This window comes from Nonomuraea mesophila (assembly GCF_004352805.1).
GTDB lineage: Bacteria > Actinomycetota > Actinomycetes > Streptosporangiales > Streptosporangiaceae > Nonomuraea > Nonomuraea longispora.
In genome coordinates, this window is the sequence record NZ_SMLD01000155.1 from 1 (window position 1) to 22476 (window position 22476).

The following is a 22476-nucleotide window of genomic DNA, read 5'->3' on the forward strand; positions in this document are numbered from 1 at the left end:
CCTGGTCCGCGCCGGGGCGACCTTCGTCAAGGGCAAGCTCGTCGAGCGGCCCGAGGAATCACTGGCCATCGAGGAGCGGTCAATAGCCGCATAAAAGATCTTGATCCACAGGTATTGACTATTTCTCACCACGCCAGGGTGAACCTGCTCAAAGCATCGAGCGCCAACTGCAACGTCAAGGCGGGACGCTACAGCTCGTCAAGCTACGGGCACTACTACAGCTACCACGTCAACGGCGGGACCACAGGCTGCTACATCACGCTCAACGCCCGCACGATCGCCACGAAGGCCAGCCGGTTCCAGAACTACGTGCACAGCGTCTTCACGCACGAGCTCGGCCATGCGCTGAGCCTGGGCCACAATACGCGCAACGATTCGATCATGTGCCGTCGCCGCAACCGGAACACCATGACGCGCCGCCAGTCGCACGACAACAGCGACGTGACGAGCTACTACACCACCGGCTACGTGAGGAAGTTCTGATGGCGAAGCGACACCTTGCCGCGCTCACCGTCTGCGCGGGCCTCGTCCTGTCCGTGGCGGGATGCGGAGGCGGAGCCGAGGCCAGGCGAGCGACCGAACAGGAGGTCGGCGACATCGTCACGATCGCCACGGCGGAGATCACCCACGTGTTCAAGGGCGATCCGGCCGACGTGCGCTCCGTCGAGGTCAGGCAGCTCGGCGGAGAGCTCGACGGCGAGAAGCTGACCGCGCTCGACGAGGTCAAGCTCGACCAGGACAAGAGCTACCTGCTGTTCCTGCACGCCTGGGAGGACGCCGGGGACCACACCATGCTGAGCCCGGAGCAGGGGCAGTACGTCGCGACGGGGCCGGACGGCAGGGCGGCGACGTCCGCGAAGGCGGGCGACACGTACACCCCGCTTCCCGGCAACGGGCTCCAGGTCACCCGCGCCGCCCTTGACGAGCTGGCAAAGACCGACTGATCGACGCGCCGGTCCGGCCGGCGGCCTGCTCGATCACGCGGCGGGCCCACGCCACTTCGAGCTTCCCCGTGGGCGTCCTGCGCAGGGCCGGGAGGAGCACGATAGCGCGCGGCACCTTGTAGCCGGCCAGGCCGCGGCGGACCCAGTCCTGAAGCTCCCGCTCCGTGAGCGTGCCGTCCGGGGTGGCGACCACCGCCGAGACACGCTCCCCCACGTCTCGTCCTGGACGCCCACCACGACACAGTCGTTCACGCCCGGGTGGGCGAGCAGCGCGTTCTCGACCTCCTGCGGGAAGACCCTTCTCCCCGCCCGTGTTGATCACGCCCGAGCCCCGGCCGAGGAAGGTGATCGCGCCGTCCCGCTCGACCCGCACGAGGTCGCCGGGGACGGAGTGGCGGACGCCGTCGATGACGCGGAACGTGGCCTCGGTCCCGGCGGGGTCCTTCAGTAGCCGAGGTGATTGCGAAGGCGAACGGCCCGCCCTCGCTGGAGGCGAGCGCGTCGACGATCGTGACGTCGGCCCGGTCGCCCGGCCCCACCCCGGCTCGCTCCAGCGCCGTGGCCAGCCGCGCCGCCCGGTCGTCGAACTCGGCGTACGTGTGGTCGCGGCCCGGCTCGCAGATGGCCACCGCGCCGGGGAGGCGGCGGGCGACGGCCTCCCAGATCGTGCCGATGGAGACGTCCACGGATCGACCTCTCTTCTCGCCCTCCGGCGGGGGGCGTGTCGGCTGCGCCACATGGTAGGCACGGGCATGATCCGGGCAACACCGCCCGAATGACCGGGCGGCGGGTGGACAAATGACGTAGCCGTCTCCCTCGTGCGGGGGACGTCCTTCACCTGCCGCGGGGAAGGAGGCCGGGGCGGGCGGCCCGTACGGTGACGCGCATGACACGTTCCGATCCGCGACGCTGCCGCGCACGACGCTGGCCGGCGTACGCGATGGCAGGGTTGTTCCTCGGTTACGCCGCGGGGAAGGCCGTCTTCGCCGCGCAGGCGAAGCTCGGGTTCCCCGGCGGGCCACCGGTGTCGGCCGCCGAGGCCGCGGGCTACTTCCTGGACCCGGCCGCGGCGCAGTGGCTCGCGGCCGCGACGGGGGTGGCGGGAGCCGGGGTGGTCCTCCTCACGGTCCTGCCGCCGGGCCGCCGGGTGCCCAGGCGGCTGATGCTGCCGGTGCTCGCCGTGATGGCCCTGGCCGTCGCCGGCGGCGGCGGGATCATGGCCCTGGACGGGCTGATCGGCATCGGCGTGGGCTGGGGGTGGCACCACGGGCTCCTCGGGCTCGCCGCGACCGGGTTGTTCCTGGAAACGGTGCGTTCGTACGCGATCTCGACCGGCCGCCGGCGATTTGTGGACGGTAGGACCGGGCCCTAAAGTCACGCCTCGTGAGACCTTTCATGATCACGGTGCTGGCGGGCGTCCTCGCCGCACCACTGACCGGGCAACTGACCGGGCCGTGGGCGGCGACCGCCGCCGCGGAGACGGCGAGCCACCCCGTCGACCGCTCCGAGCTGACCGCCAACGCGCTCTACGAGGCGGGTCCGCTGCCCCGAACGAAGTGCACGGAGCCGCCGGTCAGGCGCGACGACCGCAAGCTGGCGCGCGCCTACGTCAACGCGGTCGTCGCCTGCCTGGAACGATCGTGGAAACGGCATCTCACCGGCGCGGGCCTGCCGTACGAACCGGTCAGGGTGCGGCATATGAGCAGGATCCCGAAGAACCACTGCGACCTGCCCGTGGACGGCGCCGGCTCCCAGGCGTGGTACTGCGAGAAGTCACGCACGCTGATCTTCCAGATCGGCGAGGAGTGGACCGACAACCCCTCCGACCTCTGGCTGTTCCACACGGCCGCCTCCATGTACGGCTATCACGTGCAGGACCTGACCGGGATCTCGGCCGCCCTCGGCGAACTGCCCGCCGGATCGAAGGCCGAGTCCCGCGAGCAGTCCCGGCGCTACTTCCTCCAGTCGGCCTGCCTGGGCGGCGCGTTCATGAAGAGCGTCTGGCCCATGAAGGGCCGCTCCGCGAAGGACTGGCACTATTTCAGGACCCTCCCCGTCGGCGACGGTGACGGCAGGAACAGCTGGTACGGCAGGACCGCCACGGTCCGTTCCTGGGTGGGGCGCGGTTTCGCCACCGGCGACCCGGGCTCGTGCAACACCTGGGCGGCCGCGTCCGCGAGGGTGTACTGACCCACGCCGGTCACCGCCGGCGACACGTCCGGCCCGCGCCTAGCCCGGGACGCGGAGGGCGATCACCGCGACGTCGTCGTCGTTGTCGGCGGGGCGCACGTCGGCGAGCAGGGCGTCGCAGATCGCGCCCAGGGGCCGGTCGGCCAGGGAGACGGCGTGCTGGGCGAGCCGGTCCAGGCCCTCGTCGAGGGAGTGGCCGGGAGACTCGATCAGCCCGTCGGTGTAGAGCAGCAGCACCGCGCCGGGCGGCAGGTCGACGGTGGCGTCGTCGCGGCCGGGAGACAACCCGGTGCCCAGCAGGAGGCCGCTGCCCTCGTCGAGGAAGCGGGCCGGTCCGTCGCGTTCGGCCAGGAGGGGCGGTGGATGGCCGGCGTTGGTCCAGCGCAGCCGCCAGCCGCCGGCCGCGCGTTCCACCCGGGCGAAGACGACGGTCGCCATCGTCGTCTCCGCCATGCGCACGACCGCCTCGTCGAGCCGGCTCACGATCACGCTGGGAGGCTCCTCCACCTCCCCGGCGTACGCGCGAAGCATGTTGCAGACCTGGGCCATGCCCGCCGCGGCATCGAGGTCGTGGCCGACGACGTCGCCGATCACCAGCGCCGTCGAACCGTCGGACAGCACGAAGGCGTCGTACCAGTCGCCGCCGACCTGTGAGGCGTCGGGCGCGGGCAGGTAGCGGGCGGCCATCTGCAGCCCCGGCACGCGGGGCAGCGTCGGCAGCAGGTGGCGCTGCATGGTCTCCGCGACCCGGCGCTGCCGTTCGTACAGGCGGGCGTTGTCGAGCGCGAGCCCGGCGCGGCGGGCGATGTCCTCGACCAGCAGCAGGTCGTCCGGGGTGAACGCCGCCGACCGCTCCGAACGTCCCAGGGTCAGCGCGCCCACCACCTCCCGCACGCCGCGGATGGGCGCGATGCTCGCGGAGTGCATGCCGGTCCCGTCGAACAACTCGCGCTGCGCCACCGCGATGTCCGAGTCGGGAGGGCCCTGGTAGTCCTGCGGTCCCACCAGCGAGGGGGTGACCCCGCGCAGCGCCCGCGACAGGGGCATCGACGACTCCTGCGGCACGGGCGGCATCGGCCCTTCCAGTTCGCGCCGGTGCACGCGGACGCCGTTCTCGTAGTGCACCACGGCGGCGCGCGACACCTCGCCCTCCTCGGTGAACAGGTCCACCACCGCCCAGTCCGCCATGAGGGGGACCACCAGGCGGATGAGCTGGCGTACGGTGTCGTCGACGACCAGGCTCGCGGTCAGGGTAGCGGTCGCCTCCGCCAGCAGGGCCAGCCGGTCCAGTTCGGCCATCGACGACGCGGACGGTCTGCGTCCCTCCTCGGCGAGGCCGGGCGAGGAGCCCTCGCGGAAGAGCACCAGGGCGCCCTTGTCGCCCTCGCCGTTGCGGTAGGGGGTCACCATCCAGGACACCGGGAGCAGCGAGCCGTTCCCGCACTCCAGCCACTCGTCGTCGCCCTGGCGGGTCTCGCCGGCGATGAGGACCTGCCGCACCGCGCACCGGCTGCGCGGCAGGGGCTCGCCGTACTTCCCTCGGTGCAGCAGGTCGTGGGCGTCCTTGCCCATCAGGGTCGAGGCGGCGCGGTCGAGGATCTGCTCGGCCCGGGGGTTGACGTCGACGATGTGCCCGCGGTCGTCCACCACGTACGTGCCCACGTCGGACAGATCACGCAGCCGGAAGAGGCACCCGCCCTCCGCTGGGTCGTTCATGGCAGGCTCCTTTCCCCGTGCTGCGATCTCTACCCAGCGACCTCCCACATCACCATCCAGAAATTACGGACATTTCACGGCAGCATCCCGAGCGGTGTGGTGGCTCGGTGGCCGCCACCCGCCTACCAGTCGCCCCGGTAGAGCTGGCCGCGGATCGCGCCGCCGGGGAACTGGGCGGTGTGCAGGTTCGCGTACCAGTTGCCGGGGTTGTTGGGGATACGGCCGAGCGGGGCGCGGTCCTTGACCGTCACCGCGCCCTTGACGGCGTGCAGGCTCGCGGGCAGCGCCTGGCCGAAGAACGGGATCTTGACCTCGCCGTTCTCCCCCTCCCGGCCGCGGTGGATGTGGAACCCGCCGGGCGCGGCGATCCTGTGCCATCGCATGGCGTAGTCCACCCGGTGGCCGTGGACGCGGAACACGGCGATCGCGCTGCCGTCCCGGTCGCCGGCCTTCTTCCCCTTGACGGGCACCTCGTTGGCGCCTTTGAGCACCGCCGCCAGGTAGACGGGCGTGGTGGCGCCGGCGGGGACCGGGGCGAGCGAGGCGGCGACCAGCGCCGCGGCGACGGCCAGGCCGGGAACGCCCAGGGTGCGCATGTTCATGGTTGCCCTTTCAGTGGTCTCTCGGCCTGGTACGGCCCCCTCCCCCGCCGGGGTTCAACCACCGTCCGGGCATCGCCTAACGGACTTGCCGCTCGTGGCCAGCTCGACGGTCGCGTGGTCGAGCAGCCTGCCGTCCTCCCGCAGCGCCGTCACGAACCTCAGCAGCTCCCCGGGTGGGGAGTACGAGCCGCCCGCGGGCAGGCCGACGAACGGGGCCCTCTCGCTCGTCGTGAAGTCGAAACGTGCACCGGTCTCGCGGGCGGTCGGGTAGGAGTGGGCGATGTCGTCCGCGGCGGCCAGGATCTCCGGCCGGGTGTAGAAGTTCGTCCGCCTCATCCCGGACGGTAGTGGCGGAGAGTCTTTTCAGCCGGTGTGTATTCTGCGACCGACCACCGGCCTTGAGTGGCGAGTCAACTCACCCGGGGGTTGGGGCAGTGGCGGCGATGTGAGCGCATCTTCTTCGGTCATGCGCCAGCCGGCCTCCTTGAAGACCAGGCCAACGCTCCCGTCCTACTAGTACATCCAGTTGTGATAGGGCAGCCCGAGCGATAGCGACGACGGAACGCGAAGGCCCGCAGCGGCCCCCATCGTCATTGAAGTCCGTCAGTCAGCGCGCCCCGGTGGGCGGGTGGTTCCTAGCGGGCCTGGCGCACTCCGCGGCGCCAGACCTCGGCAATGGAGCCGGTAGCGGTGATGTCACGGGTGGGGTCGCCTTCGACCAGCACCAGATCCGCGCGAAGACCAGGGGCGATCCGGCCGCGGTCGGCCAGCCCGAAGTGACGCGCGGGCACGCTCGTCGCGGCGGCGAGCGCCTCTTCGGCGCTGAGCCCGGCCTCGGTGAGCAACTGCAGCTCGCGGTGCATCCCAGCGCCATGGGCCGGCACGAACGGGGTGGCATCCGTCCCGGCGAGCAGTGGCGCGCCCGCGCGGCGCAAAGCCCGCAGCGCGCCGATGGCGTTGATGGAGCTGCCGGGACGGGCGCAGTCGGCGGTCTCGACGTGCTGCGCGGTGATCGCTTCGAAATAGGCGAGCGTGGTCACCACGAAGACCCCTCGGGCTCGAACCCGCTCAGCCAGTCGCTGCGAGGCCGGGTCGTCCAGCGCCAGGTCAGCCCACACATGAGCCAGGCCGTCCACGCCGGCCTCGAGCGCGATCTCCACCTCGGAAGCAGTGATCGCATGAGCGATCACCCGTAGTCCCGCCTCGTGTGCCGCCGCGGAGAGGGCGGCGGCGATGTCCGCCGTCATGACGGGAAGGTCGGCCCCGTGCACGGCACCATCGTCGATGACGATCTTGAGGTAATCGGCCCCCTCGGCCAACCGGGCCTGGACGAAGGCCGGCGCCTGCGCGGGATCGGAGACGAAGTCGATCGCAGCGGCGTCGAGCCCGTTCAGGACGGTGCCCGCCAGGGCCGCCAGCAGCTGGGTCGGGTGCCCGCCTGGAGCGGTCGCCAGCGTGCCGGCGCTGCGAAGATCGGCCACGTCGTCGTTGTCAGCGGCCAGCCGCCGCTGCCCCGCGAGGATCTGCGGGAGGCAGAACATGTCGAGTTCGGTGGTGACCCCGCACCGCAAGGCCTGGGCCAGGCTGCCGTCGAACACGTGCGTGTGCGCGTCGATCAACCCCGGCAGCAGCGTCCTGCCCGTCCCTTCGACCTCGACATCGGCCGGGCGGTCTCCGCCGGCACCGACCAGGGCGATCGTACTGTCCTCGATCACCACGTCGGCCGTCGCAATGGTGCGCTCGCCGTCGAACACCCTGACATCGCGAATCAGTGTACGCATCGAAGATCTTCCCTCTGAGTCGTGAATCCTGGACGCCACCAAAGAGGGATGCCGGCCGGGGACTGTGACATCGCCACCAACGGCCGCGGCACAGATCACATCTGAGGCGTTCATGTCACACTCGCCACGCGACGAGACTCTTCGGTCGCGACAGATCAGGAGGTACGCCATGACACCGATCCCATTGCACGCGACCGACACCGTCACCGAACAGTTCCTCGGTTATCGGGAACTGCTGTTCTCCGTGGTCTACAACATGCTCGGCAGCGTCGCCGACACCGAGGACGCGCTGCAAGAGGTGTGGCTGGCCTGGTCCGCTCGCCACCGCAAGCAGGACGCCGGACCGGTCGAGAACGCTCGTGCCTATTTGGTGCGTATCGCGGTGAACCAGGCGCTCGCCCGGCGTGCGAACTTGAGCCGCCGACAGGAGACCTACGTCGGCCCATGGCTACCGGAACCGCTGGTCACGGCCGAGGACAACGCCAGCGGCACCGCCGAGCGCGCCGAATCGTTGTCGATGGCGGTGCTGGTGGTGCTGGAAACCCTGTCACCGCTGGAACGAGCAGTGTTCGTGCTGCATGAAGTGTTCGGGTTCAGCCATCCGGAGATAGCTGACATCCTCGGCCGTACGCCGGCCGCGGTCCGCCAACTCGCGGCCCGCGCGCGCCGCCACGTCCACGCACGCCGTCCCCGTCACCGGACCGAGCCCGACGTTCATTCCCAGGTCACTGAACGGTTCGCCGCGGCCGCACTCGGCGGCGATCTGCGGGCCCTGCTCGAGGTGCTGGCACCAGACGTGACCTTGTGGACCGACGGCGGTGGTAAGGGGCCTGCCACCAGCCTGCACCCGGTGCGCGGCCGCGACCAGGTGGCCGCGCTGTTCATGTCGGTCGCCGCGACGCTGTCGCCAGGCGAGGTGGACCTCCGCTACCGGCGTGTGGCCGGCGACCCGTGCGCGCTCGTCTTCTCCGGCGACAGCCCACTCGCCGTAGTCGTCGTGGATCTCACGCCCGGTGGCGACCGGATCGCCGCTATCTACTCAGTCACCAATCCCGAAAAGCTCACTGGCATCCGCTGAGAACAGCGTCCTCCGCCTCATGCCAGGCACGGTGCCAGGTCAGGTTGGTGCGCTGTAGCGAGCCCATCGGCGGCCGGAGATCGTCGCCCCAAACCGCCGCCGGGACGCAGTTCCTTCGGTACGCGTCCGCGCCGGGACAGGGCGGCGTACCGGGTCCTGCCTCCATGCCGCCGGCGACCGCGAGTCGACGCTTTGGCCAGCCCGGAGATCGCCACATTCCTTGACGAACACGTACAGCAGATGCGCTCCATCACGCCCCTGGAGAGCAAGCACGCGCTCGACCTCGACGGGCTGCGCGAGCCCGGAGTGACGTTCTGGTCGGTCGTGGACGGCGACACGATCGTCGGCTGCGGGGCGATCAAACGGCTGGACGCCGGCCACGCCGAGGTGAAGTCGATGCGCACCTCGCCGGCGCGACGGCAGAGCGGGGTCGCGTCCCTGCTGCTGAAGCACATCATCGCCGAGGCCCGCAGGATGGGCTTCACCCGGCTGAGCCTGGAGACCGGGTCGGCGACCGCCTTGAGCAGCGCGGCGAGCTCCGTCGCGCTGCTCTCCGACAGCGGCTCACGGGCGATCGGCCAGCAGCACTGCTGCCCGGTGACGGCGGTCACGACAACACTCCCTGCTTCGACATATGTCTAAATCATAGGCGATGGCGGTCGGCTGACGGCCGCCCCTCCGGAACCCGGCGGCAAGCGGGATGGCAGGCTGTGCCTGACAACCGCCGTAAGGAGACGCGCATGAAGATCGTGGTCGACGATTTGTCCAGCCCGGAGATCGCCACGTTCCTTGACGAACACGTACAGCAGATGCGCTCCATCACGCCCCTGGAGAGCAAGCACGCGCTCGACCTCGACGGGCTGCGCGAGCCCGGAGTGACGTTCTGGTCGGTCGTGGACGGCGACACGATCGTCGGCTGCGGGGCGATCAAACGGCTGGACGCCGGCCACGCCGAGGTGAAGTCGATGCGCACCTCGCCGGCGCGACGGCAGAGCGGGGTCGCGTCCCTGCTGCTGAAGCACATCATCGCCGAGGCCCGCAGGATGGGCTTCACCCGGCTGAGCCTGGAGACCGGGTCGGCGGCGTTCTTCCTGCCCGCGCGGCGGTTGTACGAGAAGTTCGGCTTCGCGTACTGCGAGCCGTTCGCCGGCTACCGGCCCGACCCGCGCAGCGCGTTCATGACGCGAACCCTCTGACGCCGCGCCGCCGCCCGCTGTCCCACCCGGCGTCGCAGCAGGGTGCCGAGGGGATGTGCAGCACCCCGCCGCCGATCGGCGCGGCGGCATCGGAGCACAACCACAGGACGGCTCGGGCAACACCCCCGCTCCCGCCACCAGGTCCGCCACCCGTTCCGCCCTCCGAACCGTCAACCACGCCGCCCACCGACCCACCAACCAAGCCGACTGCCGGATCCACCGCCGAGCCCACAGCCGGACCGACTGCCGAACCCACTGCCGAGCCGACCAGCGGGCCGACTGCCGGATCCACCGCCGAGCCGACTACCACGGCGTTGACGCGGATGCCGGAGCCTGCCAGGTCGAGCGCCGCCTTGCGGGTCAGCTCGATCACGGCGGCCCGGGAGCCACCGCAGGACGTCAGGTTGACGACGCGGCCGCCGCCGCTGCGGCGCATCGCCTCCGCCTCGTACCTCAACGCCGACGACATGGCCCGCACCTGAGCGGCACCGTCACAACCGGCGGCCGCACAGTCCGCGCGGCCGGTGGTGCGGCCGGTGGTGCGGCCGGTGGTGGGGTCGGTGGTGCGCGGGATCGCGGCGCCGACAGCGGCGCGGCAGCCGGGGCAGGCGATGTCGTTGCAGGCGGCGTCGAGGCGGCCGAACGCGCCGAGGGTCTGCTCGACCAGCCGCCGCACCGACACCGGGCTGGTCAGGTCCGTGGGGACGGCGACCGCCTGGCCGCCCGCCGCCCCCAGGTGAGCGGCCAGTGCCTCCAGGGCCCGGGCGTCCCGGGCGGCGAGCACCACGCTGGCGCCCGCCCTGCTGAGCGCGCACGACGTCGCGGCGGCGCCGTGGCCGATGCCGTGCCCGGCGCTGGCGACGATGGCGGTACGGCCGCTCAACACTCCGCGCGTCATGGTGGCCTCACCTCCCGGTTCGTCTCGCGGGTTCCGGTACGCGACCGACGCTAGGCGGGCGCCCCCTGTCCCGCATCGGCGAAGTCGCCGGTCTCGTCACGCGGGCCGGCCGGAAGCCCCCGCCCCCACGGGGGTCGGCCGGAAGCCCCCGCCCTCATGGAGGTCGGGGCGATTGTCATGGATGCCGGTGCTTTCTATGCTCGGCGTGTGCTGGGGCGAGCCGACGAGAGTGAGCTGCTGGACTCGTTGCTGCGCCGCGCCGCGGAGGGACGCGGCGGCGGGGTGGTGCTGCACGGCGAACCGGGCATCGGCAAGACGGCCCTGCTGTCGTACGCGGAGGAGCGGGCATCCGGTTTCCAGGTGCTCCGCGCGGTCGGCGTCGAGCCCGAGGCGGACCTGGCGTACGCGACCCTGCACCAGCTCCTCATGCCCGCGCTCGATTCGGTCGGCGAGTTGCCCGGGCCGCAGGCGCAGGCGCTGAACATCCTGTTCGGGCGGGCGCACGGCGGCGCGCCCGATCCGTTCCTGGTGGGCCTGGCGAGCCTGTCGCTGCTGTCGCTGCTGGCCGGTGAGCGGCCGGTGCTGTGCGTCGTCGACGACGCGCACTGGGCGGACCAGCCGACGTTGAAGACGCTGGCGTTCGTCGCCCGCCGCCTCGACGACGAACCGGTCGCGTTGATGCTGGCGGCGCGGGCCGACGAGGGCCACGGCACCGACCTGCCCCACCTGCGCAGGGTTCCGCTCATGGGTCTCGGCAGAGAGGCGGCCACGGCGCTCCTGGCCGAGCGCCTGGGCGGGCGTCTGGGCGGGCGTCTGGGCGGGCGGCGGCTGAGCGACGGCGAGCACCGCCATCTGCTGGCCGCCACCGGGGGAAACCCGCTGGCCCTGCTGGAGCTGGCGGGCAAGGAGCTGCCGCCGGAAGGAGCGCCGGAGCCGCCGGCGTTGACCGACGAGCTGCGGCGTTCGTTCCTCAGCCGCGTACGCGCCCGGCACGCGGAGGCGCTGCCGCTGCTCCAGCTCGTCGCGGCCGACGGTTCCGGCAGCGTGGAGACGATCGAGAAGGCCGCCGCCGAGCTGTGCGTCGACGCCGGGCCGCTGCACCGGGCCGAGCTGGACGAGCTGCTCACCTACGACGGGCCGCGGCTGGTGTTCCGGCACCCGCTGATGCGGTCGGCGATCTACCACAGCGCGACGGCGGGCAGGCGGGCGGCGATCCACCGGGCCCTCGCGTCGGCGTTCGACGCCCCGGCCGACCAGCACCGCCGCGCCTGGCACCGCGGTCAGGCCGCGACGGGCCACGACGAGGAGGCTGCCGGGCTGCTGGAACGCTCGGCCGAGCAGGCCGCGCTGCGCGGTGGCCCGGCGGCGGCCATGGCCGCGCTGTCGCGGGCCGCCGAGCTCACCCCGGCGGGCCCGCACCGGGGGCGGCGGTTGTGGAGCGCGGCGCGGGCCGCCGTCCGCGGAGGGTTCACCGCCGCGGCCGGGGACCTGCTCGACCGGGCGGAGCGCGAGCCGCACCTGGACGAGGTGGACCGGATCTCCGTGGTCGCGATGCGCGCCGTGGTGGCGGAGTTCATCGGCTCCCCCGAGGACGCGATGGACCTCATCAAGCCGTGGATCCCGCACGCGCTGCGGGTCGACCGGCGCCGCTTCACCCCGACCGTCGCGATGTACGGCGATCTCGGGACCCGTACCAACCGCCCGGGGGCCTGGTCCGACCTCGCCGGCTGGCTCGACGCGGGGCGGCCGGAGCACGACCTCGAGGACGGCCCGGACGACCACGCGGACGACCCCGCGGACGACCCCGAGAACGACCACGCGGACGACCCCGAGGAGGCGGTGCTGCGGCTGTTGCGCGCGGCCTGCCGGGTCCGCGCGGGCGACGACCCTGGGCCCGCCGTACGGGACGGCGCCGGGCTGCGGGCGCTCACCGATCCGATCACGATGACCCTGGCAGGGGCGATCGCCCGGGGGCTCGGCGACCACGCGCTGAGCAGGCGCCTGTACCAGGACGCCGGGCGGCTGGCCCGCGCCGACGGTTCGCTGGGCGCGCTCGCGTGGAACCTCGAGTACCAGGCGGCCGACGAGCTCGCCCGCGGCAGGCTCGGGCTGGCGGAGGCCCACGCCGAGGAGGGGTGTGCGTTCGCCGCCGAGGTCGGCCAGCCGAACACGGCCTGCCGCACCCGCGGGCTGCTGGCCCTGTGCGCCGCGATCCGCGGCCGTCCCGAGGCCGGCGAGCTGGCCGCCGGGGTGCTGGCCGAGGCGGGTGAGCGCCGGCTGGCCGACGCGACGGCGTACGCCAGACGGGCGCTCGGGCTGGTGGAGCTGGTCGCGGGCCGGCACGACGAGGCCGTGCGGCATTTCGCGGCGGTCGGCGGGTGGGACGCGGGCCAGCCTTCCGACCTGGCGATGGGGCTGGTTCCCGACCTGGTCGAGGCCCTGGTCAGGGCCGGTGAGCGGGAGAGGGCGGCGGTGGCCGCGGCCCGGTACGCCCGGTGGACGGAGCACACCGGGTCGCCGGAGCTGGGCGCGCTCGCGGCACGCTGCCGGGCGCTGATCTCCGAGGACGGTTCGGCCGCGTACGCGGAGAGCCTGCGCCTGCACGCCCTGTCCGACGCCCCGCTGGAGCAGGCCCGTACCGAGCTGCTGCTGGGCGAGCAGTTGCGGCGGGACCGGCGCCGTTCCCTGGCGCAGCAGCACCTGCGTGGCGCGGCGGAGACCTTCCGCCGCGTCGGCGCGGTCGCCTGGGCCGATCGGGCGCTGGGCGAGCTGCGCGCCACCGGCGAGTCGGCACGCGCGCCCGAGGCCGGGGCGCTGAGCACGCTCACCCCGCAGGAGCTGCGGATCACGCTCGCCGTCGGCGAGGGGCTGACCAACCGGGAGATCGCCGCCCAGCTGTTCCTCAGCCCGCGCACGGTGGACTACCACCTGCGCAAGGTCTTCCAGAAGGCGGCCATCACCTCGCGGGCCGAGCTGATGCGCATGGTCCTGGCGGAACGCCCCGCGTAGACCGGTGATCCGGCCTGGTGGAGACCGGTGTGCGGACCGGCGACTTCGCTGATTCGGGGGCGGGGCCGGTCTTCCTAGCGTGAGGGGCCTCAACGTCCTTCACGTCAGGAGTCCGACATGACCGACCATGAACGGCGGCCCGGCGGGGTACGCACCACCGCCCGCCTCGTCTGGCACTACCTCGAACTGCTCATCGCGGCGGGCCTCGGCATGATGCTGCTCGACCCCCTGTGGGTCTCGGTGCTGGAGGTCGCCCGGTTCGACCTCTACATCCTGCTCATGGCGGCCGGCATGGCCGCCGGTGTGGCGCTCTGGATGCTGGTACGCCGGCATGCCCGGCCGCGGATGGCCGAGATGAGCCTCGCGGTGTTCCTGCCCTTCCCCGTCCTGCTCGTGCCCTTCTGGCTCGGTGTGTTACCGGCCGCTTCGGTGACGCTCGCCGGGCATGTGATCCCGGTGGTGCTTCTGGCGGCCGCCATGATCTGGCGGCGCGCGGAGTACGCGGATCCCCGGCACCGGTTCAGGTTCCGTCCCGGGTGGTTCCGCGGTACGGCCATCGTCCTGGCGGCGCTGCTGCTTCCCGGCGCGGTCTCCGCGGTGAACACCATCGGCAAGTTCGGCGACCTGTACACGGCCCCCGCGAACGCGGCGGCCGCCGCTCCGGCGCCGAAGGCGCACGATCCGGCCAGGCCGACGGTGGCCCTCCTGACCGGCGGCAGCGGCACGAACGTGGCGGACCTGCTCGGGCCGTACGAGGTGCTGGCGGGCACCGGCCGGGTGAACACCTACGTCGTCTCGTCCGGTTCCCGGACGGTGCCCCTGACCGGCGGCCTCGACCTGGTGCCCGACCTGACGTTCGGCGAGCTCGCGCGGCTGCTGGACGAGCAGGACGACACGCTCGACGCGGTGGTCGTCCCCGCCCTGCAGGACCCGGGTCCGGCGGAGCTCGGCACGATCACCCGCTGGCTCCGGGAGCAGTCGGCGGCCGGCGCGCTGACGATGAGCGTCTGCACCGGTGCGCGTACCCTCGCGGCGAGCGGGCTGCTCGACGGCAGGACCGCGACGTCGCACTGGTTGCGGATGGCGGGGCTGCGCGACGACTTCCCCGACGTCGGCTGGGTCACGGGCGTGCGCTACGTCGACGACGGCGACATCATCAGCACGGCCGGCGTGTTGTCCGGCGTCGAAGGCGCCCTGCGCATGCTGGAGCGGCTGGTCGATCCCGGCTCCGCTCGCGAGGCGGCGCGGAGAGTGCACTGGCCCCACTACTCCCCCGGCGCGGCCGTGCGGATCGCCGAGTCGCGGCTCCAGCCGCCGGACGTGGTGGTCGCGCTCAACGCCTCCTACAACCCTGGGCCGTCGTCCATCGGCGTCCGGGTCTCCGACGGCATCGGCGAGCTGGAGCTCGCGTCCGTGTTCATCTCGTACACCGAGCACGCCATGGTCGGGCGTACCGTCGCGCTGGGCGACGGGCCGTTCCGCTCCAGGCACGGGCTGACCTTCGTGCCGCGCTCGACGGTCGCCGTCGCCGCGGACGGGTTCGACCGCCTGCTCGTGCCCGGCGTGGACGCCGCACGCGCGAAGGCGGTGGACGAGGTGGCGGGGCTGCGGCCGGAGTACCTCCACACCGAGGAGGAGTTCGCGTTCGATCCGGTGTTGCGCGACATCGCCCGCACCTACGACGTGCAGACGGCGCTGTGGACGGCGAAGACGATGGAGTATCCGGTGACCCACGTCGGGCTGAGCGGCAGCGCCTGGCCGTGGCCGGCGACGTTCGTGCTGCTGGTGCTGGTGCTGCTGGGCGGCGGCGTCGCCGTGGTCGCCCCGCTGGTGTTCCGCCGCATCCGTACGCGTCACTAATGGGATTGTTGTCCCGTTAGCGTGCTATCTTAAACGGGACAACAATCCCATTAACAAGAGTGGACGTGAATCATGGACCATCGGCAACTGGGTGCCTCCGGCCTCAAGGTCCCCGCGCTGAGCTTCGGCGCCGGGACCTTCGGCGGCAAGGGCGAGCTGTTCGGGGCGTGGGGCGACACCGGCGTCGCGCAGGCCAGGCGGCTCGTCGACATCGCCCTCGACGCGGGCGTCACGATGTTCGACACCGCCGACGTCTACTCCGACGGCGCCTCGGAGGAGGTGCTCGGCCAGGCACTGCGAGGCCGCCGCGACCGCGCGCTCATCTCGACCAAGGCGGGCCTGCCCACGCACGAGGGGCCGGACGGCGCGGGCACCTCGCGACCCCGGCTGATCAAAGTGGTCGACGACGCGCTGCGCCGCCTCGGCACCGACCGCATCGACCTGTTCCAGCTGCACGCCTTCGACGCCGCCACGCCGGTCGAGGAGGTGCTGTCCACTCTCGGCGACCTCGTCAGGGCCGGCAAGCTCCGGTACACAGGCGTGTCCAACTTCTCCGGCTGGCAGCTGATGAAGTCGCTCGCGACGGCCGACCGCTACGGCCACCCCCGCTACGTCGCCCACCAGGTCTACTACTCCCTGGTCGGCCGTGACTACGAGTGGGAGCTGATGCCCCTCGGCCTCGACCAGGGCGTCGGCGCCCTGGTGTGGAGCCCGCTCGGCTGGGGCCGCCTCACCGGCAGGATCCGGCGCGGCGCCCCGCTGCCCGAGGTCAGCAGGCTGCACAGGACCGCCGCGTACGGGCCGCCGGTGGACGACGAGCGCCTCTACGCGGTGGTCGACGTCCTCGACGAGCTGGCCGGCGAGACCGGCAGGACCGTCCCGCAGATCGCGCTCAACTGGCTGCTCCAGCGGCCGACCGTCGCCTCGGTCATCGTCGGCGCCCGCAACGAGGAGCACCTGCGGGAGAACCTGGGCGCCACCGGCTGGCGCCTCACCGGCGACCAGGTGGCCAGGCTCGACGCGGCCAGCACCGTCACGGCGGCCTACCCCTACTACCCGTACCGCAGCCAGGAGGGTTTCGCCCGCGTCAACCCGCCGGTCGAGTCGCTGATCCGCGCGGGCTGACCTGCAGGAATCCGTCTCGCGGGCGCGTGCTCGCGCCGTGTCAGGGCATGTGCCGACCTTGGGGGTCGAGGCCGGCGGAAGCCGGCCCGAGCAGGAAAGGAGACGGGGGAATGGACCACGAGAAGGTCAACGAGTTCCTGGGCAGGGTCGTGGCCGACATGGCCGCCACCGAGGCCGCCGGCTCGGTCGTGGTCGGCCAGCGGCTGGGCCTCTACCGCGCGCTCGCGGAAGGGCCCGCGACGCCCGAGGAGTTCGCCGAACGCACCGGATGCCACCCGCGCTACCTGACCGAGTGGCTGCGGGGGCAGGCCGCCGGCGGCTACGTCGGCTACGAGCCGGAGACCGGCCGGTTCTCGCTGAGCGAGGAGCAGGCGTTCTGCCTGGCGAGCCCTGAGGGCCCCAACGTGCCGGCGGCGTTCCTCATCGCTCTGGGCATGCTGCGCTCGGAGCCGCGCATCACCGAGGCGTTCCGTACGGGAGCCGGCGTCGGCTGGCACGAGCACGACGAGGACGTCTTCGTCGGGACCGACGCGTTCTTCCGTGCGGGATACACGGCCGAGCTGATCCCGCACTGGATCCCGGCGCTGGAAGGGGTCGAGGAGAAGCTCACCGCCGGGGCCAGGGTCGCCGACGTCGGCTGCGGCCTCGGCTCGTCGTCGCTGCTGCTCGCCGAGGCGTACCCGCGCACCACGGTCCTCGGCTCGGACTACCACACCGAGTCGATCGCGCTGGCGCGCAAGCGGGCCGCGGAGGCGGGGCTGGCCGACCGGGTCGGCTTCGAGGTCGCGGGGGCGCAGGACTTCAGCGGCACGGACTTCGACCTGGTGGCGATGTTCGACTGCCTGCACGACATGGGCGACCCGCTGGGCGCGGCCAGGCGGGTGCGTGCGGCGCTGGCTCCCGACGGTACGTGGCTCCTGGTGGAGCCGCTGGCCGGGGACCGGGTCGAGGACAACCTCAACCCGCTGGGACGGCTGTACTACAGCGCGTCCACGTTCCTCTGCGTGCCCAGCGCCCTGTCCCAGCCGGGCGGGTACGCGCTGGGCGCGCAGGCCGGGAGCGCCGCCATCCGCGACGTCGTCACGCGGGCGGGCTTCACCCGCTTCCGCGAGGCGGCGCGGACCCCGCTCAACCTCGTGTACGAGGTACGCCCTTAGACAGGCACGTCAGCCGGCACGGGGTCATGCCAGCACGTCCGTGACCTGGGGGTAGAGGCGCATGGAGGCCTCGCCCATGGTCGTCCGTCACGAAGGACAGTAGGAGCGTGCGGCTCGCCCCGCAACGTCGTGACGTCCGGCATGCTCTACGTCATTCGACCTGGAGCCCGCCGCCTACCGCATGGAGGGCCGCCGTCACATCGGACATTTGTCGCGGCGAAGTCCGTGCGGATGCCCGGCGACACCCGCTCCCGCGTCCGGTTCTACTGGTGGGCCAGGACGTCCCCGCCCAAGGGAGCACCATGGAATTCCTGGTACGCACGGAGAACCTGCTGCCGCCCGACACACCCGACCACACCCGCGACCGCCTGCGCAGGGAGGAACGCGAGCGGGCCCAGGAGCTGCGCGACGCCGGCGTTCTCAAGCGGTTGTGGCGGGTTCCCGGCCGCAACGCCACCGTCGGCCTCTACGAGGCGGGCGATCCCGCCGAGCTGCACGACGCGCTGACGTCGCTGCCGATGTGGAAGTGGATGGACGTGACCGTCGAGGCACTGGCCACCCACCCCCAGGAGAAGACGTAGCTTCTCGAATGTGACACGGGCCGTCCTGCTCCGGGCATAGAGCACCGGGACCGTCCGCCGGACCGGCCAAGTGTTGGCCAAGCCCTACCGGGATGGCGCCGACCTGCGGGACTTTCCCCCTATGGCCGGTCACAGTGGGTGAGTTCACGCCTTTCTTCCCGGAGCGGAACCAACACCCACGACACGGCGAGCGCTCCGGGCTCTTGCGGACAAGGAGTCAGACATGCTCGAGCGCGTCCTCACCACGACCGTGGCGACCGCGGCGACCCTCGCTCTGGCCGCCGCCCCCGCCCGGGCGGGCGACCGGCCATGGGAGGAGGCCACGTACGACGCGCGCGAAGGCTCCGTCCTCGTGGACGCCGACCGCAAGCGGATCACCGTGTGCGACAAGCTGCGCGACGGCACCGCCGTCAGGGCGGAGTACACCACCACCCGCGACCAGGCGTGGACCGCCCAGGCGCCGCAGGGCGGCTGCCGTACCCGCCGCACGTGGCTCAGCAGGATCACCGGCTTCCGGCTCTGCACCGGCCACCTCAACCTGGGCCGCATCGCGTGGGACGACTGCCGCCACCGCGTCAGGACCCCCGACGCGAAAAGGCCGAGGCACCACCGACCGTTCGGCACGGTAGGAGCACGTACCGCCCGGGTCCCTGCTTTCTGAGGCCCCTGACCGGCGGCGCGACCGGCCGGCTCCGGGCGAACTGGCCGAAAGTTTCGGTATCAGATAAAAATTTTCCCTGTTGCATCGGCCCCTTGATTGCTTATTCTGCCCAAGAAGAAACGCGGGGACCGGGGCGTCGGCCGTCCTGGAGCCTGCCCGTGGGCCTCCGATGCTGCCGTCGTCGCCAACGCTGCCGATCAGGGAACGAGTCATGGTGTCGAAAACTTTCGGGAACCGATCGTGGTAGGTCACGACGCCGGGCTCACGCTCCCCGACGTGCTGGCACGCCGCGCGCAGGAGGAGCCCGACCGTCCCGCCCTCGTGGTGGCCGGAGTCGGGGAGCTCTCGTTCGGCGGCTGGGACCGGCGGGCCGACACCGTCGCCCACGCGCTGATCGACCGCGGCGTGCCCGCCGGGCACCGGGTCGGGCTGCTGTTCGACGAACGGGACTGGATCGACTTCGCCGCCGCGTGGTGCGGTGTCATGCGGGCCGGCTGCGTCGCCGTACCGCTGTCCGGCCGGCTGGCACCCGCCGAGGTGCGGCACGCGCTGACCGACTGTTCCGTGACCGCGGTGCTGCACGGCTCCGGCGCCGAACCGCCCGACGTCGGCGCGTGGCAGGGCGTCGCGGCCGACCTGAGCGGCGACGACACCCTCTTACGGCGGGACACCCCCGTACGGCGCGGTCTCGCCCCCGGCGCGCTGGCGCAGATCATTTACACCTCCGGCACGACCGGGCGGGCCAAGGGCGTCGGCGCCACCCACGCCAACCTCGCCTACGGCGTCACCACGAACCCCCGGCGCCGCAAGCTCGCCCACTCCCGGCATTTCCTGCACGCGTTCCCGATCGGCAGCAATGCCGGCCAGACCATGCTGGTCAACGCCCTGGACGCCCGCCCCGCCGCGCTGACCCTGCCGATGTTCACGCCGGCCCGCTTCGCCCGGCTGATCGAGTCGTACCGCGTGGGCACGGTGTTCGTCGTGCCGGCCATGGCCATCGAGCTGCTCAACTCCGGGGTGAGGGAGAAGTACGACCTGTCGAGCGTGCGGCTCCTCGGCTCCACCGCGGCCGGCCTTCCGCCCGCCGTGGCCGCGGGCATGGCGGAGGCGTTCCCGAAGGCGACGATCGTCAACTACTACACCTCGACCGAGGCGGCCCCGGCACAGACCGTGATGATCGTCGACCCGGCCAGGCCCGCGTCGGTGGGCCGACCTTCGGCAGGAGGGGAGCTGAAGATCGTCGGCTCGGACGGCGGGCGCGCGCGGCCCGGCGAACAGGGAGAGGTCTGGCTGCGCTCCCCCGCCGGGACCCGCGCCTACTACCGGGACCGGCGGCTGAGCGACGACGTCTTCAAGGACGGCTGGGTGCGCATGGGCGACGTCGGCTACCTCGACGAGGACGGCTACCTCTACCTCGTCGACCGGGAGAGCGACGTCATCAAGTCGGGCGCGCACAAGGTCTCCACGCTGCAGGTCGAGGCCGCGCTGTACGAGCATCCCGCGGTCGCCGAGGCCGCCGTGGTCGGGATCCCGCACCCGGTGCTCGGCCGCGTCACCGGCGCCGCCGTCGTCGCCCGCCACCCCGTCACGGCCGCCGACCTGCGCACGTTCCTGCTCGACCGGCTCGCCGGGCACGAACTGCCGAGCCGGCTGCTGTTCCTGTCCGAGCTGCCGAAGAACCACGTCGGAAAGGTGGTGAAGCCCCGGCTCCTCGACCTGCTCGCCGTCACGGACCCGCCTCCGGCGGCCGGCTCCACGTGAGAACCCCCTGGCGGCCCGGCCAGCACCTGAAACCGCGGCCCGGCCGGCGCACGGAACAGAAAGAACGCACATGACGTACCGCCAGGAAAGCCTTCCCGCTACGTTCGCCCAGCAGGGCATGTGGATCGGCGCGCGCATGGGCGCCGGCCCGGCCTACCACATGCCGCTCGCCCTCTGGCTCAGCGGCGACCTCGACGTGGCCGCCATGCTCGCCGCGTGCGCCGACGTGGTCGCCCGGCACCCGGTGCTGGCCACCACCGTCGTACGGGACCATGACGGGCTCCGCCTGGCCCCCGCAGCCGAGCCGCCCGTGACGGTCGCCGGCCCGGCCGGGCCCGACGCCCTCGACCGGCTGGTCGCGGACGAGATCGCCCGCCCGTTCGACCTGGAGAAGGGGCCGACCGCGCGGTTCACCCTCGCGCCCGCCGGTCCCGCGCGGCACCTGCTGCTGTTCGTCGCCCACCACCTCGTCTTCGACGGGATGTCGAAGGACATCCTCGTACGGGACCTGGCCCGCTGCTACGCCGCCCGCCGCGACGGGGACGACCCCCGGCTGCGGCCGCTGTCGTTCGCCGAGGCCATCGCCGCCGAGCACGAGCGCGTGGCGGGCGCGCTGCCCGCTGCCAAGGAGTTCTGGGCGCGGCGCCCGGCCGAGCCCGGCCGGATCGTGCTGCCGGGACCGCTGCGTCCCGCGCCCCGGTTCGGGGCCGGCGTGGAGATCGACCTGGGAGTCGACAGCGAGCTGGGCGGGCACGCCGCCGAGGTGGCGCGGGCGGCCGGCGCGACGACGTTCGAGGTGCTGCTCGCCGCCGTGCACGCACTGCTGTTCCGGTACGGGTCGGGAGACGGCACGGACAACGGGAGCGCAACCGGATCCGGGAGCGGAGCCGTCGACGGAGCTGGAAACGGAGCCGGGAGCGGCGGGGGTGGTGGAGCCGGGGCGGTGGCGGTGGCGATCGACGTGACCACGCGCGGGCCCGGGACCCGGGAGCACATCGGCCCGTTCGTCACCGAGCTGCCCGTGTCGTCCCGCCCGGCCGCCGAGCAGACGTTCCGCCAACACGTCGGCGCCGTACGGGCGGAGCTGCGCGAGCTCTACCGTTTCCGCGAGGTGCCGCCCGCCCTGGCCCTCGGCGGGCCGCCCGCCGCCCTTCCCGTGTCGATCAGCTACCGCAGGCGGGAGGCAGCACCCGAGCCGGAGTTCCCCGGCCTGGAGGTCACGGTCGACCGCATGATGTTCGCCGGAGGGTCCCGCAACGCCCTGCACCTGCAGGTCGTCGACGGTCCTGACGGGCCGGCCGTGAGCCTGCGCCTCGACCCGGCGGCCCTCGACCGCGACACCGCCACCCGCTTCGCCGGCGGCCTGCGCGCCCTGCTGCGGCACGCGGCCGGCAACCCGGGCGTCCGCCTGGCCGACCTGGACGTCCTGCCCGGCGACGAGCGGCGGCTCATGCTCACCGGGTGGAACGACACGGCGGCCGCCTATCCCGCCGGAGCCACGCTGCTCGGGCTGTTCGCCGCGCAGGTGGACGCCCGCCCGGACGGGCCCGCCGTGACGTTCGAGGGCCGCTCGCTCACCTACGCCGAGCTGGACGCCGCCTCCGACCGGCTCGCCCACCGGCTGCGGCAGGCGGGTGTGGAGCGCGGCGAGCTGGTCGCCGTACACTTGCCCCCCTCTGCCGTGCTGCCGGTCTGCCTGCTCGCCGTGCAGAAGGCCGGCGCCACGTACCTGCCGCTCGACCCCGGCCATCCGGAGGAACGGCTGTCGATGATCGTGGCCGACGCCCGGCCGCGGCTGCTGCTGTCGGACACGACCGCGGCCGGATACCTGCCGGCGCCCGTGCTGGTCGTGGGCGAGGAGCACGGGAGCGCCGTCACCGGCGGACGCCGTACAGCGCTGCCGGACCCGGGCGACGA

At 72.6% G+C, this 22476-nt stretch carries 21 protein-coding genes and 1 pseudogene; 15 read left to right on the forward strand and 7 right to left on the reverse strand.

The genetic code is table 11. From position 1 onward, the window contains the following. Window positions 1-114: 114 nt before the first annotated feature. The gene (locus E1295_RS37785; protein ID WP_166427610.1) at window positions 115-483 is read left to right on the forward strand and encodes a matrixin family metalloprotease; all 369 of its coding nucleotides are present in this window, start codon (window positions 115-117) and stop codon (window positions 481-483) included. After that, window positions 483-944: a hypothetical protein gene (locus E1295_RS37790; RefSeq protein WP_132638343.1), complete on the forward strand. Its 462-nt coding sequence runs from the start codon at window positions 483-485 to the stop codon at window positions 942-944. The genes E1295_RS37785 and E1295_RS37790 overlap by 1 nt, the downstream gene beginning before the upstream one ends. Here the strand turns inward: E1295_RS37790 and E1295_RS49815 are convergent. After that, window positions 904-1196 (reverse strand): annotated as a pseudogene (locus E1295_RS49815) (AMP-binding enzyme). The gene E1295_RS37790 and the pseudogene E1295_RS49815 sit on opposite strands and share 41 nt — an antisense overlap. Further along, a complete protein-coding gene (locus E1295_RS49820; protein WP_181958109.1) occupies window positions 1193-1630 on the reverse strand; it encodes an AMP-binding protein in 438 nt (145 codons plus the stop codon). Before E1295_RS49820 ends, E1295_RS49815 begins: the two are co-directional and overlap by 4 nt. 200 nt (window positions 1631-1830) lie before the next feature. Between E1295_RS49820 and E1295_RS37800 the strand changes: the two genes are divergently transcribed. Together E1295_RS37800 and E1295_RS37805 are read left to right on the forward strand one after the other, a co-directional pair. Beyond that, window positions 1831-2316, forward strand: a complete 486-nt coding sequence (locus E1295_RS37800; RefSeq protein WP_132638345.1) for a hypothetical protein — start codon at window positions 1831-1833, stop codon at window positions 2314-2316. An 11-nt stretch (window positions 2317-2327) separates the two neighbouring features. Next, window positions 2328-3134 carry a neutral zinc metallopeptidase gene (locus E1295_RS37805; RefSeq protein ID WP_132638347.1) on the forward strand — a complete coding sequence of 269 codons (807 nt, stop codon included), beginning with the start codon at window positions 2328-2330 and terminating at the stop codon, window positions 3132-3134. Window positions 3135-3173: 39 nt separating this feature from the next. Here the strand turns inward: E1295_RS37805 and E1295_RS37810 are convergent, their stop codons facing one another. The 4 genes from E1295_RS37810 to E1295_RS37825 form a co-directional block, all read right to left on the reverse strand. Further along, a complete protein-coding gene (locus tag E1295_RS37810; protein ID WP_132638349.1) occupies window positions 3174-4850 on the reverse strand; it encodes a SpoIIE family protein phosphatase in 1677 nt (558 codons plus the stop codon). A 122-nt stretch (window positions 4851-4972) separates the two neighbouring features. Further along, window positions 4973-5452, reverse strand: a complete 480-nt coding sequence (locus E1295_RS37815) for a CHRD domain-containing protein (protein WP_132638351.1) — start codon at window positions 5450-5452, stop codon at window positions 4973-4975. A gap of 54 nt (window positions 5453-5506) precedes the next feature. Then, a complete protein-coding gene (locus E1295_RS37820; protein WP_132638353.1) occupies window positions 5507-5788 on the reverse strand; it encodes a serine hydrolase domain-containing protein in 282 nt (93 codons plus the stop codon). 299 nt (window positions 5789-6087) lie between these two features. Beyond that, entirely contained in the window at window positions 6088-7233 is a 1146-nt protein-coding gene (locus E1295_RS37825; RefSeq protein WP_132638355.1) for an amidohydrolase family protein, read from the reverse strand. A gap of 169 nt (window positions 7234-7402) precedes the next feature. Between E1295_RS37825 and sigJ the strand changes: the two genes are divergently transcribed. The 3 genes from sigJ (at window position 7403) to E1295_RS37840 (ending at window position 9507) form a co-directional block, all read left to right on the forward strand. Continuing rightward, window positions 7403-8311, forward strand: coding sequence for an RNA polymerase sigma factor SigJ (gene sigJ / locus E1295_RS37830; RefSeq protein ID WP_132638357.1), 909 nt, complete (start codon window positions 7403-7405; stop codon window positions 8309-8311). 240 nt (window positions 8312-8551) lie between these two features. Then, a complete protein-coding gene (locus tag E1295_RS37835) occupies window positions 8552-8953 on the forward strand; it encodes a GNAT family N-acetyltransferase (protein ID WP_132638359.1) in 402 nt (133 codons plus the stop codon). Between the two features lie 98 nt (window positions 8954-9051). Continuing rightward, window positions 9052-9507, forward strand: a complete 456-nt coding sequence (locus E1295_RS37840; protein ID WP_132638361.1) for a GNAT family N-acetyltransferase — start codon at window positions 9052-9054, stop codon at window positions 9505-9507. Here the strand turns inward: E1295_RS37840 and E1295_RS52045 are convergent. Continuing rightward, window positions 9488-10405: an SDR family oxidoreductase gene (locus tag E1295_RS52045; protein ID WP_132638363.1), complete on the reverse strand. Its 918-nt coding sequence runs from the start codon at window positions 10403-10405 to the stop codon at window positions 9488-9490. The genes E1295_RS37840 and E1295_RS52045 overlap by 20 nt on opposite strands. Window positions 10406-10612: 207 nt before the next feature. Between E1295_RS52045 and E1295_RS37850 the strand changes: the two genes are divergently transcribed. The 8 genes from E1295_RS37850 to E1295_RS37885 form a co-directional block, all read left to right on the forward strand. After that, on the forward strand, window positions 10613-13414 hold the full coding sequence (locus E1295_RS37850) for a helix-turn-helix transcriptional regulator (RefSeq protein WP_166427611.1): 2802 nt from the start codon (window positions 10613-10615) through the stop codon (window positions 13412-13414). 117 nt (window positions 13415-13531) lie between these two features. Then, the gene (locus E1295_RS37855; RefSeq protein ID WP_132638367.1) at window positions 13532-15274 is read left to right on the forward strand and encodes a DJ-1/PfpI family protein; all 1743 of its coding nucleotides are present in this window, start codon (window positions 13532-13534) and stop codon (window positions 15272-15274) included. Between the two features lie 72 nt (window positions 15275-15346). After that, window positions 15347-16399, forward strand: coding sequence for an aldo/keto reductase (locus E1295_RS37860; protein WP_132638369.1), 1053 nt, complete (start codon window positions 15347-15349; stop codon window positions 16397-16399). Window positions 16400-16509: 110 nt separating this feature from the next. Beyond that, window positions 16510-17556, forward strand: a complete 1047-nt coding sequence (locus tag E1295_RS37865; RefSeq protein WP_132638371.1) for a class I SAM-dependent methyltransferase — start codon at window positions 16510-16512, stop codon at window positions 17554-17556. Between the two features lie 302 nt (window positions 17557-17858). Next, window positions 17859-18137 (forward strand): muconolactone Delta-isomerase family protein, encoded by a 279-nt coding sequence (locus tag E1295_RS37870; protein WP_132638373.1) that lies wholly within the window; start codon window positions 17859-17861, stop codon window positions 18135-18137. Window positions 18138-18360: 223 nt separating this feature from the next. Beyond that, complete coding sequence (locus E1295_RS37875) at window positions 18361-18798, forward strand: hypothetical protein (RefSeq protein WP_132638375.1); 438 nt, start codon at window positions 18361-18363, stop codon at window positions 18796-18798. 240 nt (window positions 18799-19038) lie between these two features. Continuing rightward, complete coding sequence (locus E1295_RS37880; RefSeq protein WP_132638377.1) at window positions 19039-20559, forward strand: class I adenylate-forming enzyme family protein; 1521 nt, start codon at window positions 19039-19041, stop codon at window positions 20557-20559. A 70-nt stretch (window positions 20560-20629) separates the two neighbouring features. After that, window positions 20630-22476 (forward strand): condensation domain-containing protein (locus E1295_RS37885; protein ID WP_166427612.1); only part of this gene is annotated, 1847 nt, incomplete at its 3' end.